The organism is Streptomyces sp. NPDC050422, from assembly GCF_044458665.1.
Classification (GTDB): domain Bacteria; phylum Actinomycetota; class Actinomycetes; order Streptomycetales; family Streptomycetaceae; genus Streptomyces.
Genome location: NZ_JBITIE010000033.1, coordinates 37,519 through 53,966, shown reverse-complemented (window position 1 = coordinate 53,966; position 16,448 = coordinate 37,519). Strand labels below are relative to the sequence as shown.

At 68.3% G+C, this 16,448-nt stretch carries 16 protein-coding genes and 1 pseudogene; 15 read left to right on the top strand and 2 right to left on the bottom strand.

Annotated features, from left to right (window positions below):
• Nucleotides 1–106 precede the first annotated feature (106 nt).
• The 15 genes from ACIBJG_RS35975 to ACIBJG_RS35905 all read left to right on the top strand — a co-directional run bounded on the left by ACIBJG_RS35975 (nucleotide 107) and on the right by ACIBJG_RS35905 (nucleotide 15,128).
• A complete protein-coding gene (locus ACIBJG_RS35975) occupies nucleotides 107–1,102 on the top strand; it encodes a fumarylacetoacetate hydrolase family protein (RefSeq protein WP_399314165.1) in 996 nt (331 codons plus the stop codon).
• Complete coding sequence (locus ACIBJG_RS35970) at nucleotides 1,099–2,061, top strand: cyclase family protein (RefSeq protein WP_399314163.1); 963 nt, start codon at nucleotides 1,099–1,101, stop codon at nucleotides 2,059–2,061. The genes ACIBJG_RS35975 and ACIBJG_RS35970 overlap by 4 nt, the downstream gene beginning before the upstream one ends.
• Before the next feature lie 23 nt (nucleotides 2,062–2,084).
• Nucleotides 2,085–3,215, top strand: a complete 1,131-nt coding sequence (locus ACIBJG_RS35965; RefSeq protein WP_399314161.1) for an FAD-dependent oxidoreductase — start codon at nucleotides 2,085–2,087, stop codon at nucleotides 3,213–3,215.
• On the top strand, nucleotides 3,212–4,210 hold the full coding sequence (locus tag ACIBJG_RS35960) for an amidohydrolase family protein (protein ID WP_399314159.1): 999 nt from the start codon (nucleotides 3,212–3,214) through the stop codon (nucleotides 4,208–4,210). The genes ACIBJG_RS35965 and ACIBJG_RS35960 overlap by 4 nt, the downstream gene beginning before the upstream one ends.
• A 19-nt stretch (nucleotides 4,211–4,229) precedes the next feature.
• A complete protein-coding gene (locus ACIBJG_RS35955; protein ID WP_399314157.1) occupies nucleotides 4,230–5,168 on the top strand; it encodes a VOC family protein in 939 nt (312 codons plus the stop codon).
• A 235-nt stretch (nucleotides 5,169–5,403) separates the two neighbouring features.
• Nucleotides 5,404–6,375, top strand: a complete 972-nt coding sequence (locus tag ACIBJG_RS35950; RefSeq protein ID WP_399314155.1) for a fumarylacetoacetate hydrolase family protein — start codon at nucleotides 5,404–5,406, stop codon at nucleotides 6,373–6,375.
• Nucleotides 6,376–6,389: 14 nt separating this feature from the next.
• The gene (locus ACIBJG_RS35945; protein WP_399314186.1) at nucleotides 6,390–7,127 is read left to right on the top strand and encodes an SDR family NAD(P)-dependent oxidoreductase; all 738 of its coding nucleotides are present in this window, start codon (nucleotides 6,390–6,392) and stop codon (nucleotides 7,125–7,127) included.
• Nucleotides 7,128–7,347: 220 nt separating this feature from the next.
• A complete protein-coding gene (locus ACIBJG_RS35940; protein WP_399314153.1) occupies nucleotides 7,348–8,103 on the top strand; it encodes a CoA transferase subunit A in 756 nt (251 codons plus the stop codon).
• Nucleotides 8,103–8,753, top strand: coding sequence for a CoA transferase subunit B (locus tag ACIBJG_RS35935; protein ID WP_399314151.1), 651 nt, complete (start codon nucleotides 8,103–8,105; stop codon nucleotides 8,751–8,753). The genes ACIBJG_RS35940 and ACIBJG_RS35935 overlap by 1 nt, the downstream gene beginning before the upstream one ends.
• Nucleotides 8,754–8,928: 175 nt before the next feature.
• Nucleotides 8,929–10,137, top strand: a complete 1,209-nt coding sequence (locus ACIBJG_RS35930) for an FAD-dependent monooxygenase (RefSeq protein ID WP_399314150.1) — start codon at nucleotides 8,929–8,931, stop codon at nucleotides 10,135–10,137.
• A 23-nt stretch (nucleotides 10,138–10,160) separates the two neighbouring features.
• Entirely contained in the window at nucleotides 10,161–11,201 is a 1,041-nt protein-coding gene (locus ACIBJG_RS35925) for a cupin domain-containing protein (protein WP_399314148.1), read from the top strand.
• A gap of 35 nt (nucleotides 11,202–11,236) precedes the next feature.
• Nucleotides 11,237–12,103, top strand: a complete 867-nt coding sequence (locus ACIBJG_RS35920) for a fumarylacetoacetate hydrolase family protein (protein ID WP_399314146.1) — start codon at nucleotides 11,237–11,239, stop codon at nucleotides 12,101–12,103.
• 98 nt (nucleotides 12,104–12,201) lie between these two features.
• Nucleotides 12,202–12,651, top strand: coding sequence for a MarR family winged helix-turn-helix transcriptional regulator (locus ACIBJG_RS35915; protein ID WP_399314143.1), 450 nt, complete (start codon nucleotides 12,202–12,204; stop codon nucleotides 12,649–12,651).
• A 114-nt stretch (nucleotides 12,652–12,765) separates the two neighbouring features.
• The gene (locus ACIBJG_RS35910) at nucleotides 12,766–13,581 is read left to right on the top strand and encodes an IclR family transcriptional regulator (protein ID WP_399314140.1); all 816 of its coding nucleotides are present in this window, start codon (nucleotides 12,766–12,768) and stop codon (nucleotides 13,579–13,581) included.
• A gap of 248 nt (nucleotides 13,582–13,829) precedes the next feature.
• Nucleotides 13,830–15,128, top strand: coding sequence for an MFS transporter (locus tag ACIBJG_RS35905; RefSeq protein WP_399314138.1), 1,299 nt, complete (start codon nucleotides 13,830–13,832; stop codon nucleotides 15,126–15,128).
• A 148-nt stretch (nucleotides 15,129–15,276) separates the two neighbouring features.
• Here ACIBJG_RS35905 and ACIBJG_RS35900 read toward each other — a convergent pair.
• Both ACIBJG_RS35900 and ACIBJG_RS35895 read right to left on the bottom strand, forming a co-directional pair.
• Nucleotides 15,277–15,455: pseudogene (locus ACIBJG_RS35900) on the bottom strand (GNAT family N-acetyltransferase); the annotation flags it as partial.
• A 333-nt stretch (nucleotides 15,456–15,788) separates the two neighbouring features.
• Nucleotides 15,789–16,415, bottom strand: a complete 627-nt coding sequence (locus ACIBJG_RS35895) for a GyrI-like domain-containing protein (protein WP_399314136.1) — start codon at nucleotides 16,413–16,415, stop codon at nucleotides 15,789–15,791.
• Between the last annotated feature and the right edge of the window lie 33 nt (nucleotides 16,416–16,448).

The window sequence follows — 16,448 nt, the reverse complement described above, 5'->3', positions numbered from 1 at the left end:
ACCAGCGCGAATAAACTCAATGGATGACTGTGATCCACAGAATCGATTTCCATGATTGCCAGTGGCAGGTTCAGATTAGTCACATCGCAATCAGGAGGACACGTCTGTGAAACCTGCACCCTCGTCCGCGCTCTTCGCCGGACCGTTCGCCCTCGCCACGCTCTCCGCCCCGAACGGACCCGCGTTCCCCGCACTCGTCACACCCGACGCCCAGGTGGTCGAACTGCGAGCCGCATTCGACGACGACCGGTTGGCCATCCGGAGCCTTCTTGAGAACTGGGAGGCCGCCCTCCCCCGGCTGGAAGCGCTGGCCGAGGACGGCGGACAGCAGCGAAAGCCGCTGGCGGACTACCAGGTGCACGCCCCCGTCGAGCCCCGCCAGATCTTCCAGTCGGGTGCGAACTACCGGCAGCACGTCATCGACCTGCACGTCGCGCACCGCGCCCCGAATGACACCCGTTCCGAGGAGGAGCGGCGCGCGGAGGCGGCGGAGATCATGGACCGCCGGGCGGCCGAGGACCTGCCGTATGTGTTCATCGGGCTGCCGAGCGCGATCACCGGTCCGTATGACGACGTAGTGCTCCCCCCGTGGGCCGAGAAGCCGGACTGGGAGCTGGAGTTGGCCGCCGTCATCGGCCGGCCCGCCTACCAGCTGTCCGCCGAGGAGGCACTGGACCACGTCGCCGGCTACACGATCGCCAACGACCTCACCGATCGCACCACGGTCTTCCGCCGGGACATGCCGCAGATCGGCACGGACTGGCTGCGCAGCAAGAACGCCCCCGGTTTCACCCCGCTCGGCCCCTGGATCGTGCCTGCCGCGTCGGTCGCCGACCCGGACGACCTTCAGGTGACGCTGAAGCTGAACGGCGAGACGATGCAGGACGAGTCCACCAAGGACATGATCTTCAACGTCGCGCGGGTGGTGGCCTACGTCTCGCAGACTGCACGGCTCCTTCCCGGTGACGTGGTGCTGACGGGCAGTCCGGCCGGGAACGGCATGCACTGGGGCCGACTGTTGCGTGACGGAGACGTCATGGAGGGCACGGTCACCGGGCTCGGCGTCCAGCGCACCCGTTGCGTCGCGGAGGAGACATCGTGAGCCTCGACCGCACTGACCCCGAGGGCTCGATCGCTGCGGCCGCCAAGACGTACAGCAACTGGGGCCGCTGGGGCGAGGACGATGTGCTCGGCACCCTGAACTTCCTCGACGAGGCCAAGCGCCGCGAGGGGGCCGCCCTGATCCGTCGGGGTGTCAGCTTCTCCCTCTCCCAGCGCTTCGACATGGACGGCCCGCAGAAGGGCTGGCGCCGGCGCACCAACCCCGTGCACACGATGCTCGACACCGGCACCGACGCCGTCCTCACCGGACAGGGCTTCCCGCACGGCATCGGCGGCGCCGACGACGTCATCGCGATGCCGCTGCAGTGCTCCACCCAGTGGGACGGGCTCGGTCACATCTTCGACCACGGCAAGGCGTGGAACGGGCGCCCGGCGGAGAAGGTCGTCACCTCCGAAGGCGACCTGGTCACCGGCATCGAGCACATGGCGCCGCACGTCGCAGGCCGCGGAGTGCTCCTCGACGTCGGCCGGGTCATCGGTGAGAACGGCGAACTGCCCGACGGGTTCCCGATCACCGCGGAGCACCTGACGGCCACGGCAGACGCCCAGGGCGTGAGTGTGGGCCGCGGCGACATCGTCCTGGTGCGCACCGGACAGCTCGCCCGGGTCCGCCGCGACGGCTGGGGCGAGTACGCCGGCGGACCAGCTCCTGGCCTGTCCTTCACCGCGGCAGGCTGGCTGCACAGCACGGAGATCGCCGCGATCGCCACCGACACCTGGGGCTTCGAGGTCCGGCCCAACGAGTTCGAGCACGCCTTCCAGCCGCTCCACCAGGTCGCCATCCCCAACATGGGCCTGCTCATCGGGGAGATGTGGGATCCGGACGCGCTCGCCGAGGACTGCGCGGCGGACGGCGTGTACGACTTCTGGCTCACCGCCGCCCCCTTGCCGATCACCGGCGCGGTCGGCAGCCCGGTCAACCCGATTGCCGTCAAGTAATCATCGGAACAAGGGAGTTCCCCATGAGAAACGACCGTACGGTCCTCGTGATCGGCGGCGGCGCGGCCGGCAACGCGATCACCATCCTGCTGCGCCGCGCCGGCCTCGACGTGGACCTGATCGAAGCGAAGGACGACTGGAACGCCACCGCGGGTTCCGGCATCACCCTCCAGGGCAACGCCCTGCGCGTACTGCGTGAACTGGGCGTGTGGGAGCAGGTGCAGGCATCGGGCTACGGGTTCGGCTCGGTGGGCATCACCGCCCCCGACGGCACCGTCCTGCACGCCCAGGACGACATCCGCAGCGGAGGCGACGACCTGCCGGCCACCGTCGGCATGCAGCGCCCCCAGCTGCAGCAGATCCTCATCGACGCGGTGCGCGCGAGCGGAGCCCACGTGCGCCTGGGCGCCAGGGCCACTGACTTCGACCAGGACGACGACGGCGTCACCGTGCGCTTCAGCGACGGCTCCGAGGGCCGCTACGGCCTGGTGATCGCCGCCGACGGCCTCGGCTCCGCCACCCGCGCCGCGATCGGTATCACCGCGAAGCCTGAGCCGACCGGCATGGCCATCTGGCGCATCGCCGCCCCCCGCCCAGCTGGGCTCACCCGCACCGACCTCGCTTACGGCGGCCCGGCCTACATCGCCGGCTACTGCCCCACCAGCGACACCACGCTCTACGCATACGTCGTCGAGGCCAACCGCGACCGGGCATCCATCCCGCCGGAGACCTACGCCGACGAGATGCGCCGGCTGACCTCCGCGTACGGCGGATTCTGGCCGGAGATCACGGAGCACATCACCGACGCCGCGCAGGTCAACTACACCTGGTTCGACCGCATGCTCGTCGAGGGCTCCTGGCACCGCGGCCGCATCGTGCTCATCGGCGACGCCGCGCACTGCTGCCCGCCCACCCTCGCCCAGGGCGCCGCCCTGTCCCTGGAGGACGCCTGGGTCCTCGCCCAGATGCTGACCGAGGCCGGCACCTGGGACGACGCACTGCTCCAGGCGTACTACGAGCGCCGCATCACCCGCGTCCAGCCGGTCGTGGAGGCATCCGTCCAGATCGGACAGTGGCAGCTCGACGGAGTCCGCGACGCCGACGTACCCGGCCTGATGGGCCGCACCATGACAATCCTCCGGGAGTTGCCGTGACATCCCCGACCGTGGACGTCCACGCACACGTCCTGCTCCCCGAGATCGAGGCCCTCGTCGCCGGTATGCCCGCGCACGCCGAGGCCAGGGAGCTGGACGCCCGACGCAACGGCCACGCCGCCCTTGCCGTCAGCGGCCCCATGGTCCGCGCACGCATCCCGAAGATGACCGACGTCACCGCACGCCTCACGGCGATGGACGCCCAGGGTGTCGACGTCCAACTGGTCAGCCCCTCCCCCTCTCACTACCACTACTGGGCGGACCGCGACACGGCCGAGAAGGTCTACCGGCTCGCCAACGAGGCCACCACCGCACACTGCGCACAAGCTCCGGACCGGCTGCGCGGGCTGGGACTCGTACCTCTCCAGCACCCTGATCTCATGGTGCGTGCCCTCGACCACGCCCTCGGCCAGGGGCTGGCCGGCGTGGAGATCTCCAGCCACGCACCGGGGCGCGAGCTGTCCGACCCGGCGTACGAGCCGTTCTGGTCACGGGCCCAGAAGACGGGTGCGATTCTCTTCCTGCATCCCTTCGGGTGCACGCTCGACGAGCGTCTGGACCAGTGGTATCTGTCCAACACCGTCGGCCAGCCCACCGAGAACGCCGTGGCCCTCTCCCACCTGATCTTCTCCGGGGTCCTGGACAGGCACCCCAGCCTGAAGCTGATCGCCGCCCACGGCGGCGGTTACCTACCCACGCACATCGGCCGGTCCGACCACGCCTGGTCGGCACGCTCCGACGCGGGCGCGGGGTGCGCGCACCTGCCCAGCAGCTACCTCAGGCGGATCTACTTCGACTCCCTCGTCCACGACCCGCGGGTGCTGGGCTCACTGATCGAGGTCGCGGGAGGGGACCGGGTCCTGCTCGGCTCGGACTTCCCCTTCGACATGGGATCCGAGGATCCGGTCGGCGCGCTGCGCGCCGCACGACTGCCCGAGACCCAGTTCGACGCGGTACGCGGCGGCAACGCCGCCGCCCTGCTGCGACTCGCCTGACCTCACGAGGAGGAACACCATGAACGCACGCCTGCTCACCCACCTTCGGCACGTCGACCTCGCGGTGCCCGACTACGACAAGCAACTCGACTTCTACGCCGGGGTGTGGGGCCTGACCAAGGTCGCCGAGGACTCCGGGATCTCGTTCCTCGCCGCCGAGGGTTCCCCCGAGCAGTACGTCGTACGGCTGCGCAGGGCCGAGGAGAAGCGTCTCGACCTCGTCTCGTACGGCGCCGCGAACCCGGCCGACGTGGACACCCTCGCCGAGCGGCTGCTGGCCGGCGGCGTCGAGCTGATCAGCCGGCCCGGGAAGGTGGACACCCCGGGCGGCGGGTACGGCTTCCGCTTCTTCGACGTCGACGGCCGCACCATCGAGGTGTCCGCCAACGTGGAGGTGCGGCAGCACCGCAGGATCGAGGAGAAGGAGGCCATCCCGGTCAAGCTGTCCCACGTCGTCCTCAACTCCCCCGACCTGAACCGCACTCGGGAGTGGTACGAGCGCCACCTCGGCTTCGCCCTCTCCGACACGCTCTCCTCGCCGCACATGGGCGAGGTCATGCACTTCATGCGGATCAGCAACCAGCACCACTCCATGGCCATCGCCCAGGGCCCCCACACCGCCCTGCACCACGTCTCCTTCGAGATGCGCGGCATCGACGAGTACATGCGCGGCTCCGGCCGGGTCATGCGTGCCGGCTTCAAGAAGGTCTGGGGCCCCGGCCGCCACATGGCGGGCGACAACACCTTCACGTACTTCCTCGACCCGCACGGCAACACCGTCGAGTACACGACGGAGCTGGAGAACCTCGACGAGGACACCTGGCACCCCCACGTCTACGACTTCTCCCAGCCGGAAGTCACCGACCAGTGGGGCACCGCCAACGCGATGAACGAGATCGTCGCCAAGGAGTCGTTCAACGACCCCGACCACGGCGTGTTCATCGCCCCGCCCCTCTGACCGGGTCGGCTCCTGGGGCGCGGCGGCACGGTCCCTGCCCGGCCCACCGTCGCGCCCCCGGAGCCGGGCACACTCAGTCACGCGCGCCGGCCCGCCCCACCCGGTTCGCCGGCATGCAGTGGACCACCGCAGCTTGCCGCTCCGCCCGGTCAGCCGCCCTCCGAAGCCGCATCACGACGGTCCACGGCCTCATGCGCCCTCCCCTGACCCGACCTCACTCCGCCGGAGCCGCACCATGCGTTTCGCCTCTTACGAACATCAGCACCGCCACCGGGTGGCCGTCGTGGAAGAGGACGGCACACTCTTCCCCCTGCCCGGCGTCACGTCTCTGACCGCGCTGCTCGCGGAGACCGACGGGCTGCCCGGACTGCTCGCCGCAGGTTCGGCAGCACTCGATGTGCCGGCCGGGCCCCATGTGTCCCAGGTCCGGCTGCTGTCCCCGCTCCAGCCCACCTCGGTACGCGATTTCGTCACCTTCGAGGAGCACGTCGAAGGCGTGCGCCGATCGATCGACGGCGTCGCCGGTGTGCCCGACGAGTGGTATGCGGCGCCGACGTTCTACTTCACCAATCCGCACGCGATCTACGGACCCCGGGACGGGATCCCGGTGCCGCCCGGCTCCGCTGTGCTCGACTTCGAACTCGAGGTGGGCGCCGTCATCGGCCGCGAGGGCCGCGACCTCACCCCGGAACAAGCCCGCGACCACATCGTGGGCTACACCGTCTTCAACGACTGGTCCGCACGCGACCTGCAGTCCGCCGAGATGAAGGTCGGCCTCGGCCCCTGCAAAGGCAAGGACACCGCGACCACCCTCGGCCCATACCTCGTGACCGCCGACGAGCTGGAGCCCCACCGCGACGCCGAAGGTTTCCTGCGTCTGGCCCTCACCGCCACAATCAACGGGGAGACCATCGGCGAGGACCTGCTGTCCAACATGAGCTGGACCTTCGAGGAGATGACCGCCTACGCCTCCCGCGGCACCCGCGTCGTCCCGGGCGACGTCCTCGGTTCGGGCACCTGCGGCAACGGAGGCTGCCTCGCCGAACTCTGGGGCCTGCACGGCAAGCAGACCCCGCCCCCACTGCAGACCGGCGACACCGTCAGCCTGACCGTCGAGGGCATCGGCACGCTCACCAACACCGTGGTCCCCGGTGCAGAACCCCTTCCCCTGCCGGCCGGCCGTCGCCGCAACCGGGAGCGGCCGTGACCGACCAGCCCTCCATGAGACTGCTCGGCAAGGTCATCGTCGTCACCGGCGCAGCCCGCGGCCAGGGCGCCGCCGAGGCCGCCGCCCTCGCCCGCGAGGGCGCCCACGTCATCGCGACGGATATCGAACCCGTGCGCAGGTGCCGTGGTCTCGACGTCACCAGCGACAAGGACTGGGCCGGCCTCGCCGCCGAACTGCGGGAGACGTACGGGCAGGTGCACGGCCTGGTCAACAACGCCGGCATCACCTGGCGCGCCCGCGTCGGCGACGTACGCCCCGACGACATGGCCCGCGTCCACGCGGTCAACGTCACCGGCCCTCTCCTCGGCATCCAGCACCTCATACCGCTGATGCCCCGGGGCTCCTCCATCGTGAACGTCGGCTCGTCAGCAGCCCTCACCGGCCACTACCCGGTCGCCTACACGACCAGCAAGTGGGCACTGCGGGGCCTCTCGAAGGCCGCCGCGCTGGAGCTCGGCCCCCGCGGTATCCGGGTCAACACGATCCATCCCGGTTACATCGAGACCGAGATGACCGCCTCCGCCGCCCCCGCCTTCCGCGAGACCAACATCCGCGAGACCCCGCTGGGGCGCACCGGAAGCGTCGACGAGGTGGCTCCCCTGGTGGTCTTCCTGATGTCCGACGAGTCATCGTTCATCAGCGGTGCCGAGATACCCGTCGACGGCGGCCTCACCGCGCACGGCGGCGTCAAATCCGTGTCTGACGCCCTTCGCCCCGAGTCCGCGGTGTGAAACCGCTCGGAGGCAAGGTGGCTCTGCTTTCCGGCACCGCGCGAGGTCAGGGCTGGGCAGCAGTTCTGCGGTTCGCCGCCGAAGGAGCGCTGGTCGTCGAAGGCGACCTGATCCACGAGGAGGCCGTCGAAACCCGGTGGCTCATCGCCGCGCCGATCCCGTCATCGACCGTGGCCGGTCCACCGTCCCGCCCGGCGCCATCACACAGAAGGAATCACACGTGGACAAAGTCAGTGGCAGCGCCGCCGAGGCGGTCACAGACATCCCCGCCGGTGCCTCACTGGCCGTCGGCGGTTTCGGACTCTCCGGCATTCCCGATGTCCTCATCGACGCCCTGCACAAACAAGGGGCAAGCGATCTGCACGTCGTTTCCAACAATTGCGGAGTGGACGGCCGCGGCCTCGGCGTCCTGCTCGCCGCAGGACGCGTCTTCCGTGTCACCGGCTCCTACGTGGGCGAGAACAAGGAGTTCGCCCGGCAGTACCTCGGCGGAGAACTGGAGGTGGAGCTGACCCCGCAAGGCACCCTCGCCGAACGCCTACGGGCCGGCGGCGCCGGGATACCCGCCTTCTACACGCCCGCCGGCGTCGGCACCCAGGTGGCGGAGGGCGGCCTGCCCTGGCGCTACGCACACGACGGCACGGTCGCCGTCGCCTCGCCACCCAAGGAGACCCGGGACTTCTCCGGGCGCACGTACCTCCTGGAGCACGGCATCGCCACCGACTTCGCCCTCGTCCGGGCATGGCGGGGCGACCGGCACGGCAACCTCGTATTCCGCCGGGCTGCGGCGAACTTCAACCCCCTCGCGGCCATGGCCGGCCGCGTCACCATTGCCGAAGTCGAGGAACTCGTCGAACCCGGCGAACTGGCCCCCGACGAGGTCCACCTGCCCGGCATCTACGTGCAGAGGGTTGTGGAGCTCACCCCCGAGCAGGCCGCTGACAAGCACATCGAGAAGAGGAGGGTGGGCAACTGATGCCCTGGACCCGAGAACAGATGGCCTCCCGCGCAGCCGATGAACTCGCTGACGGCTCCTACGTCAACCTGGGTATCGGCCTCCCCACTCTCATCCCCGGCTACCTCCCGCCCGGGGTCCACGTCGTGCTCCACTCCGAGAACGGCATCCTCGGTACCGGCCCTTATCCCACCGAGGACCAGGTGGACGCGGACCTCATCAACGCAGGCAAGGAAACCGTCACCGTCCTGCCCGGTGCCTCCTTCTTCGACTCCTCGCTCTCCTTCGGCATGATCCGCGGGGGTCACATCGACACCGCCGTTCTCGGCGCTATGCAGGTGTCGGCTCAAGGCGACCTCGCCAACTGGATGATCCCCGGCAAGATGGTCAAGGGCATGGGCGGCGCCATGGACCTCGTCCACGGCGCCCGGCGTGTCATCGTCCTCATGGAGCACACCGCCAAAGACGGCAGCCCCAAAATCGTGGAGGAGTGCACTCTGCCCCTCACCGGTCAGCAATGCGTGCACCGCATCATCACCGACCTCGGCGTCCTGGACGTCACCGATCGCGGCCTCGCCCTCGTCGAAACAGCCCCGGGCACAACGTTCGCGGACATCATCACGCACACCGAAGCTCGCGTATACGCGGACAGCCATACGGCCGCATGCTGATCAGACGGACCTGACGTCGCGTTCCCTGCTGACCTTTCTCCCCTGAACCGTTGACACCGGGGTAACACCCTCGCAATATGATCCGTACACCAATGATTGGCCTACTGATCATTTAGCGCGTCTCGCGCTTCCCCTCGGTGTCCTCCACTTCCCTGACCAAGGAGGCCATATGTCCGTGACCCCTGCTGCACTCCGCATCGCCGTGGTCGGCGGTGGCATAGGCGGCCTGGCCGCCGCGCTGTCGATCGCCCGCGCCGGTCACCACGTGACTCTCCTCGAACAAGCTGCCCAGTTCGGGGAGATCGGAGCCGGCCTGCAGCTCGCCCCGAACGCCTCACAAGCCCTCGAAGAACTGGGGGTGCTCGATGCAGTCCAGCGCACTGCGGTCGCCCCGCCCCGGCTCGTGATGATGGACGCCTTGAGCGGGGACCAGGTCACCTCTCTCGATCTGCGCAGCGCTGCCTACACCGAACGCTTCACACATCCCTACCTGGTCACCCACCGCACGGACCTGCACGCGGCCCTCCTTGCCGCCTGCCAGGCGCACCCCGCCGTCACGCTGCGCACCGGACACACCGTCACGCACGCCGAACAGGATGAATCCGCCGTACACCTCCACTTCACCGGGACGGCGCCGAGGCTCACAGCCGACGCCGTCGTGGCGGCGGACGGTCTGCACTCGCGGCTGCGTCAGGCCCTGGTCGGCGACGGAGAGCCGGTCTGCTCCCGCTACGTAGCGTTCCGCGGGGCCCTTCCCGCCGACAGGATGACCGGCCGGATGTCGCAGCACGCCGCCTCTGATGCGGTCATGGTCTGGGCGGGGCCTCGCATGCACCTGGTGCAGTACCCGGTACGGCGCGGCGAGCTCTACAACCAGGTCGCTGTGTTCGAGAGCGACCACTACACACCGGACTCGGACGACTGGGGCACTGAGGCCGAGCTCGAAGAACGCTTCGCGGGAACTTGCCAGACCGTGCGCGACGCCCTGCCCCTGATAGCACGCGACCGGCGCTGGCCTCTGTACGACCGCCTGCCCATCGACAACTGGGTCCACGGCCGGATCGCCCTGCTCGGTGACGCCGCGCACCCGATGCTGCAGTACCTGGCCCAGGGAGCCTGCCAGGCATTGGAAGATGCCGTCGCGCTCGGGCAGTCCTTCGGCCGGTTCACGGACCCTGCGGACGCCTTCGCCGCGTACGCCGATCAGCGCCGCGAGCGCGCCGCGCGGATCCAGACCAACGCCCGGCGCTTCGGCGAGATCTGCCACCTGGAAGGCATGGGCGCCACCCTGCGCAACCAGCTCTTCGCGTCACGTGCCCCCGAGGACTTCGACGACGTCTCCTGGGTGTGGACACCTGCCCCGGCCGCCGTCCCCACTCCGTGATCCCGCACTCGCAGGAGGACACCATGACAACCGACGAACTCGCCTACAAGGCACTGGAGGGACTCGGGGCGGCTCCGCTCTGGCGCTTCTACGGCAACCTGTTCCCCGCCGAGCCCAAGAGCCGTGCCGTGCCTTACCGATGGAGCTGGCAGGAGCTGCGGCCTCATCTCCTGCACTTCTCCAGGACCCTGTCCCTGGAGGAGGCCGAACGCCGGGTCCTCATGCTCGTCAACCCCGGCCTGGCCGACCCCCCGGCCACGGTCAACACGCTCTATGCGGGCCTGCAGATCATTCTGCCGGGCGAGACCGCGCAGGCCCACCGGCACACCTCCAACGCCTTCCGTTTCGTTCTCGAGGGAAGTGGCGCGTGGACGACGGTCAACGGCGAGCGTGTCTTCATGGCCCCGGGTGATCTGCTGCTCACTCCGGGGTGGCACTGGCACGATCACACCCACGAGGGTGACGTGCCGATGATCTGGCTCGACGCTCTCGACTACCCGCTGGTCAACGCTCTGGAGGCCGGCTTCTACGAGAAGTTCCACCAGCGTCTGCAACCGGTCACCCGAGCCGATGACGCCGGCAGCAGGCAGTTCCTCCACGGCCGGCTCAACCCCGTATGGCTCTCCCCGGACGGGCCCAACTCCCCCGTGACCCGCTACACCTGGCAGGAGACCCAGCGGTCCCTGGAGGGCATCGCCGACACCGCCGAAGGAAGCGACGTCGACGGCATCGTCCTGGAGTACACCAACCCGTGGACGGGCGGCCCGGTCATGCCCACCATCGGCTGCCGCATCCAGCGTCTGCGCCCCGGGTTCCGGGGAGCCGGCCGCCGGCACACCGCGTCCACCATCTTCAACGTCGTACGCGGCGAGGGCGCCACGATCGTGGACGGCGTGCGTCTGGACTGGTCCGAGCACGACACCTTCGCCGTTCCCGGTTGGGCCTCCTACCGTCATCTGAACGCCTCCACCTCGGACGATGCCGTGCTGTTCTCGTACAGCGACGAGCCCGTCATGCGCTCCCTCGGCCTCTACCGCACCGAAAGCGCCGATCCCGGCGCCTGATCCACCACACCCCGACACTTCACAAGGAGGCCACGATGCGCCTGGCCCTGTTCAACGAAGGACGCCTCGGAATCGTCGACGGTGACCACCTCGTCGACGTGACCGAACAACTCGCCCAAGGCAGCCGCCCCACTGCGGTCGGCCCACTGCACCAGTACATCGAAACCCTCGCGCGCGGCGGCGCGGTGGATGTCGACGTGTCCGACTGCGCACGCGTCCCGCTCAGCGATGCGGTCCTGGAATCCCCGCTGCCCCGGCCCGGAAAGGTCGTCGGCGCCCCGGTCAACTACCTCGACCACAAAGCAGAGATGGAGTACACCACATCGGTCGCCGACCTCGGCGTCTTCCTGAAAGCCAACTCCTCGGTCATCGGGCCGGGCCAGGACATCGTCCTGCCCTACACGGACAAGCGCACCGATCAGGAGGGCGAACTGGGTGTCGTCATCGGGCGCACCGCCTCTCACGTCGACGCGACAGACGCGCTGGACTACGTCTTCGGGTACACCTGCGTGCTGGACATCACCGTCCGCTCCGGCGAAGACCGCTCCACACGCAAGTCGTTCGACACGTTCACACCGGTCGGACCCTGGATCGTCACCGCCGACGAAATCCCCGACCCCGACTCCCTCGATCTACGCTGCGACGTCGGCGGCACCACCCGGCAGCGCACCAACACAGCCGACCTGATCTTCGGGGTAGCGGACCTGATCGCCTACACCTCGTCCGTGATGACGCTCCACCCGGGCGACATCATCGCGACGGGCACACCGGCCGGCGTGGGACCGCTCAGCCACGGGGACCGTGTCGTCCTCGAGATCGAGCGGGTCGGACGTCTGGAAGTGGGGGTCGACGGCTCACGGGCCACCCCCTACGACCAGCGCCCCGGGCGTCGGGCCCGCTGACCGACACGTCGCACCCAAGGTGGTGTCGCGCACTCTCTAGACTCCATCGGACCGGCTGCCTCTCCTGCCGGCACCACCTCGACGACGGACGGAGCGCCGTGGCACGCGCACTGGAGCTGCCCAACTACATCGGCCATCTGATCCGGCGTGCCGAACAAGTGCACACAGCCCTCTGGACCCAGCACGTTTCCAAGGAGATCACCTCCCAGAAATTCGCCATCCTCAACGCCCTCAGCCGGGACCCCGGCATCGACCAGCGGACTCTCGCACACCTCACCTCACTGGACCGTTCCACCGTCAACCACATGGTCCGCCGCCTGACCGACCAGCACTACGTGAGCCAGGTGCGCGACGAGGAAGACCTCAGACGAACGCTGCTGAGCCTCACCGACGAGGGCGCCGAATTGCTCGACTCCCTGATCGTTCCAGCAGAGCGGATCAACGAACTACTCCTCGGATCACTACCCGCGGGTGAACGAGCCATGGCGGTCGACATCCTCAGCAGACTCGCCTCGCTGGACGGGGAGTCGCTCCGCGACGAAGCATGAGACCTGGGCAGGCGTCCTTCGGACGCCACCCGTAGTCGGACTTCTGCCTCCCGTTCGCTGAGGAACAGAGGCTGCCGGGCTCGCCCACCCCGGTCGAAGAAGGAGTCACACGCCTTGGCTCACGACCGCCGCACGATCACAGCCCCACCGCGCCGAGGGATCGAGCAGCAGCCCTCGCCACCCACAGGTACGGGCCCTGTCATCGGCCGCGCCCTGCAAATCCTCGGCGCATTCACCGCCGATCATGCGCACCTGTCTCTCAGCGACCTGGCCCGCCGAGCGGGTCTGCCCGTGTCGACCGTTCACCGCATGCTGGGTGAACTTCTCACCTGGGGAGCCCTGGAGCGCGATGCCCAGGGACGCTACCGTGTCGGGCTACGGCTGTGGGAAGTCGGGTCCCTCGCACCCCGCAGCCAAGGGATCCGCGAACTCGCACTGCCTCACCTGCACGACCTCTCCTCCCTCACCCGCGAGAACGTACAACTCGCGGTCCGCGACGACTCCGAGGTCGTCTTCGTGGAGCGCATCGGCGCCGACGGCGCCGTGCCCACCCTGACACGAGTGGGTGGACGACTGGCCATCACTGCCACAGGTGCGGGGCTGGTGCTCCTCGCCCACGCACCGGCAAAGGTGCAGGACGAGGCGCTGGCCCGGCCGATCCGTCGGCATACTCCGTTCACACTGACCAACGATGTCCAGCTCAGGAGAGTCCTCGCTCAGATTCGGGTCTGCGGGTACGCAGTGAGTGACCGACAGCTGTCCGCCGACACCCTCTCGGTCGCCGCACCCGTCACGGGCACGGACGGTGAAGTGGAGGCAGCTGTCTCCGTCGTCGTCCGGCACGGAACCGCGCGCGTGGGACCACTGGCAGACCTGGTCCGCTCCGCCGGCCGGGCCATCTCACGGGCCATTCACGCATCAGCCTTCTGAGATTTCCTCCTCCCGAACAATTGCCTTTCCGCCATCCGGAAAGACACCTGGCCGCCGAACGCCGACCCTCGCAACATGACTGCACCCACATCCGAACCGGCCAGGACGCCACGCGACGCTCCTGGGGCTCAGTCGGATCCATCGCAGTCGACAGCGGAGTGCGCCATGTACATGTACCCCGAACGCCCCACCACGCAGCGAGCCACCCGATGAGCGCCCGTCTCCGGGATGCCCTGGACAACGGACCTATGAGCCGTTTCCAATGGGGCGTCATCGCCGTATGCGTGGTCCTGAACACCCTCGACGGATTCGACGTCCTCGTCATGTCCTTCACCGGAAAGACGATCTCCGGTGAATGGCATCTGGACTCCGGCACACTTGGCCTTCTGCTCAGCAGCGGCCTGGCCGGCATGGCTCTGGGCGCTCTTCTGGTCGCCCCGTGGGCGGACCGGATCGGCAGACGGCCCGTCATCCTTGCAGGTCTGGCCATCGCATCAGGCGGCATGATGCTGTCATCGACCAGCCAGAACTGGCAGCAGCTGGGCGCGCTCCGCCTTCTGACCGGCATCGGCATCGGCGCGGTACTGGCCTGCAGCAACGTCATCGCCGGCGAGTTCGCCTCGCGCCGCTGGCGCGGCCTGGCCGTCAGCCTCAACTCAACCGGATACGCCGTGGGCGCGACGGTCGGCGGTCTCTCGTCGGTCGTACTCATCGACCATCACGGATGGCGCTCGGTGTTCGTGGCCGGCGGACTGGCCACGCTGGCCGTCATACCCCTCGCCTTCTGGCTCCTCCCGGAGTCACTCGACTTCCTTCTCTCCAGAAAGCCCAACAACGCCCTGCTCAGGGTCAACACCCTCGCTCGACGTATGCGACAGCCCGAACTTGTCTCACTCCCCGACACGGACGGAACAGAATCCTCCACAGGTGGAATCCGTAGCCTGCTCACGCACGACCTGCGTCGCCCCACCCTGGTGCTCTGGGGCGCCTTCTTCCTGGTCATGGCCGCGTTCTACTTCGTCACCAGCTGGACACCCACACTGCTGGTTGAAGCCGGCATGTCATCGACACAGAGCCTCACCGGCGGCACCCTGCTCAACCTGGGCGGCATCTTCGGCACCGCCCTCCTGGGCGCACTCGCCGCGCGCTACGCCCTCATCAGTGTGCTGCGCACGTACCTCTTCGTGGCCGCTGTACTCGTCGTAGCATTCGCCACCTCGACTGACGCCCTCACTCTCGCCTTCTGTGTCGGCGCGGTCATCGGCGTCGCCGTGAACGGGTGCATCGCCGGCCTCTACGCACTCACACCAGGCATCTACCCGGCCCAGTTGCGCGCCACCGGCGTGGGAGCAGCGATCAGCGTCGGCCGCGTGGGCGCCATCATCGCCCCCTCCGCTGCGGGCTGGCTGCTCGACGCCGACTGGACACCCCTGGCCCTCTACGTGGCTACGGGCGCAGTCTTCGCCGCGGCCGGCCTCCTCCTGTTCGCCATGCGTACCGAGCAGCGACCAAAGAAGGCTTCCCAACTGGCGGAGCAGGCATCGTAAGTCACCCTCCGTCGTCGAGATGCCCCTCGATGCCGATCTCCACGTCCTGCTCGAACTCTTCCGAATACCGGGCTGTACCCACCACGGCACCTCGGCCAGATCCCAAGATCTGACCCTTAAGAGATGTCCGCAAACGCGGGCAAACCTCACCGTAGGCATAGCCCACAGGGTGCTCGCCTCCGTAGGCGAGTACGGCCGAAAGCCGGCTTCAGAGCCGTGCCGGTCCAGTCGCTCGCCGAACGAGGAGATCGCGTAGTTCGCGAGGCGCAACAGTGGGGCGCGCACTTCGGCGTAGACGTCGAGCAAGTCTCCGCGCACGGAGTCCAGCTCCGTGAACGATCGGGTTTCGGTGACGGGTGGTGGGTCACGCTGTAGCCCTCCAGGCGGTGGTGTGCTCGGTCCATGAGCGAACGCTGACACCGCCCGGCGCTGTGGCACGCAAGGCAGCGCCGTGCTCTCCGTGCGAGCGAAGGTGAGCCGACCACCGCTTTCCCCGGCATCGTCGCGCGCACGTGCTCTCTCCGAGGAACAGTCAAGACCTGTGGATCAGCGTCCCATTGCGCTTGCTGATCACCTTCTGACTTCTTCTGGTCGCTCGACGAGCACTGCTCTCCCACTTGCCTCGCGGGCATTGGCCCTTCACTGACACGCCGAGGTCGCTCAACCGGACTGCGCTTCTACGGGTTGCCGCAGAATCGTCCTGAGTTTGGCGGGGTCAGTCCTGCGTGGGTCGCTGAGGTAGATCTCATGGTGCAGCCCCGCCTCCCGCAGGTTGTTGGCGGGGAGGTACTCGTGGTGCAGCCTGGTCAGTATCGGTGTCTCGTCGTCGTAAGGGCCGGTGTGGAGGACCTGGGCGCTGTTGCCCTCGTGCAGCGTCTGTGACCGAACATCCCGAATAGCCGGAAAGTTCTTCTTGGTGAGGGCGGTGTGCTTGGCGTCTTCGATCATGTCACTGGTGATCCAATCGGGGACGTTGATGAGCAGTCTCCATCGCCAGTTGTCCTTAAGCCTGGCCAGGAAGTCGTCCAGGTCGTCCGCCCACCACAGTCCCTCAAGCGGGCCCACGACGAAGTCCTTGCCGAGGTCACCTTTGGTTGCGAACTTGACGGTGTAGGCGACCGCGTAGAGCGCCTCGACCGCGCAGCGGTAAGCGGCGCTGGTGTTCGGGTCGCCGTGCCCGTCGATCGCAAGGAAATGGAGCTCGGGGATGTCGACGAGTTCCCAGTCAGTGTTCTTGGGCGAGTAGCACTTCTTGAGCTCGCGCTTGACGTCGTACTTGGCGGTCATGCCGAGGTGCCTTCCTGGTGAGTGATTGTCACG